The sequence below is a fragment of the Prevotella sp. P5-126 genome (assembly GCF_002251185.1).
In the GTDB taxonomy this organism is placed as follows: domain Bacteria; phylum Bacteroidota; class Bacteroidia; order Bacteroidales; family Bacteroidaceae; genus Prevotella.
On sequence record NZ_NPIZ01000004.1, the window covers coordinates 1 to 2,797 of the forward strand.

Consider the following 2,797-nt stretch of genomic DNA (forward strand, 5'->3'; position numbering starts at 1 on the left):
ATATAGTCCTTTTTAGAGAAGCATATGAGAATTGTCTCTATCCTGTATTTGAGTATTACGGATATAAATTAGAGAATACAGAATTTGTGGCAAAGTTTATATCTAATATACTTGCTTTTATTCCAATACTGCTATATAAGCCACAAAACCATAATGTTTCCGATTTTATTTCGATTTTAATATATGTGATGATATATGTGCCTACATTATTGGGCCTACAATACTATTATGTTGATTATGCAAGTGCGCTTCCGTATCAGTTAGCATACCTTCTTGCAATGTGTGTTTTTTTTAGTGCGTCACGGAATAAATCATCAAATAAAAAGTTTTCACCTCCATCTTTTTATATCAGTAAAAATATGGTTGTTTCTTTAGGTGTATTAGTATTGCTTGTTACATTTATTGTTTTTAGAAATAATATGCAACTAGTCTCCTTTGATAGTGTATATGATATTCGAACGAGTGGTACACAGCTAGCAGACTCAATACCTGTATATAGTTATCTTTATGCATGGATGTCAACGGTGTTTAGTCCACTATTTGTTACATTAGGTTGTGTAAAGAATAAAAAAATATACATTTACCTTGGCTTTTTTATGTCACTAGTCTTTTATATGACTTGTGGTATGAAATCAACCTTCTTTATTCCACTTCTTTCTCTATTTCTTTATAAGTATTTAAAAAAGGATGCGGATAATTTTTATTACATTTTTCCATTGTTGTCAATAGGAATAGCTATACCATATGTGCTGTACTTGTTATTTGACTCGAGAATAGTCGAAATATTAGTGGGCTTAATAATAATGCGTACGTTTGGAATATCAGCATACTTAACACCCATTTATATCGATGTATTTAACCGATATCCATACACGTATTATTCTCATATTAGAATAATAGATGCTATTACAGGGATGTATCCTTTTGAAACTCATTCTTTGGGTAATGAAGTTAATTTAGCATATGGAACCGCTGATGCGGAAGCGCAGATAAACGCAAATTTTTTAGTTACTGATGGTATTGCTGCTGGTGGAATAGGGGGTATTATTTTTATAACAATTCTTTTTTACTTTTTTTTAGTGTTTATTAATAGGCTTTGTAAGTCAGATAATTATTATACTGCAATTGCAATGTTAACAGGGGCCGCCATATCATTGACAAATAACTCATTGTTCACGACATTATTGTCATCAGGCCTTCTTTTCGTTATTTGTGTTATCAGATTTGTTAAAATAGATTCAAAATGAGAGAAATTAAGATTTGTGTGGTTGGCCTTGGTTATGTTGGCCTTCCTCTGGCAAGGTTGTTTTCAACCAAGTATGAAACCGTTGGTTTCGATATGAATCAGAAGCGCGTAGATGCCCTTATGGCGGGTCACGACGCAACTCTGGAAGGAAAAGATGAACTCCTTCAGGATGCTATCAAAAACCACGGTTTTGTGTGTACAACAGATTTGGAGAAGATACGTAACAGCAACTTCTATGTTGTGGCTGTCCCAACTCCTGTTGATGAGAACAAAGCTCCTGATCTTCGCCCTCTTTGGGGTGCCAGCGAAACAGTTGGTAAGGTTATTAACAAGGGTGACATTGTGGTTTATGAATCCACGGTTTACCCCGGTGTTACCGAAGACGAGTGCATTCCTGTAGTTGAAAGGGTCTCTGGTTTGAAATTTAATGTTGATTTCTTCGCGGGTTATAGCCCAGAGCGTATCAACCCCGGCGACAAGGTTCACACTGTAGAGTTTATCAAGAAGATTACATCTGGTTCCACTCCTGAGGTGGCAGATATTATTGACAATGTCTACAACTCTGTGCTGAAGAACGGAACTCATAAAGCTCCTTCTATGAAAGTTGCTGAGGCTGCCAAAGTAATTGAAAACTCCGAGCGTGATATTATGATTGCTTTCTTCAATGAGCTGTCCAAGATCTTCACGTTGATGGGCATTGATACCACTGATGTCGTTGAGGCTGCAGGAACCAAGTGGAATTTCATTAAGATGAACCCTGGTTTGGTAGGTGGGCACTGCATCTCTGTTGACCCTTACTATCTCGCACAGTGCGCTCAGCGTTTGGGGTATAATCCCGAGATTATCCTTGCTGGCCGTCGTATGAATGATGGTATGGGCGCATATGTCGTCGACCAGACCATTAAGCATATGTTGAAGAAGGGTATTCAGGTCCTTCATTCAAATATCCTTATTATGGGCTTTACCTTTAAGGAGAACTGTCCTGATGTGCGTAATACTCGTGTAGTGGACATTTATCATGCTCTACAGGAGTATAACGTAAATGTGACTGTTTTCGATCCATGGGCCAATCCGGCAGTGGTAAAGCACGAATACGGAATTGACATTGTTAACGAAATGCCAAAAGGTAAATTTGATGCTGCAATTGTTGCGGTTGCTCACAAGCAATTCCGTGATAACATTGTTAAGTGGGATGAGTTGCTTGAGAGTAATCATGTAATATTTGACGTAAAGTGTATTCTGCCTAGGGATATCATTGATGGTAGGTTGTAATTATAAAATTAAATAGGAAAATATATTTTTTTATTTTTTGTGCAGCTTCACTTGTATTGTACAAAGAAATAACTAGGAAATATTATGTGATATTAAGCGATAATGAGTTTTATGCATTTTCAATTTGAACGATTCAATCAAAATTAGGTAGTATGCTAAAGAATTGGTTAAAGAAGCGGTTTTTGTACCGATTGTGTAGGGAATACGCTTTGAAAGTTATAGTTTCAGTATACCCAGAATGGGAGGTTAATAGATGCTATTATCTTAGTTATAATAATA

At 36.3% G+C, this 2,797-nt stretch carries 2 protein-coding genes; both read left to right on the forward strand.

The genetic code is table 11. From position 1 onward, the window contains the following. A partial coding sequence (locus tag CIK90_RS00645) for a hypothetical protein (protein WP_094464062.1) occupies positions 1–1,247 on the forward strand: 1,247 nt, incomplete at its 5' end. Then, positions 1,244–2,518 (forward strand): nucleotide sugar dehydrogenase, encoded by a 1,275-nt coding sequence (locus CIK90_RS00650; RefSeq protein WP_094464063.1) that lies wholly within the window; start codon positions 1,244–1,246, stop codon positions 2,516–2,518. The genes CIK90_RS00645 and CIK90_RS00650, both read left to right, overlap by 4 nt. Positions 2,519–2,797 lie beyond the last annotated feature (279 nt).

Excerpts from the sequence above, each read along its gene's own strand:
- CIK90_RS00650 (WP_094464063.1), top strand. The coding sequence starts at position 1,244 with ATGAGAGAAATTAAGATTTGTGTGGTTGGCCTTGGTTATGTTGGCCTT.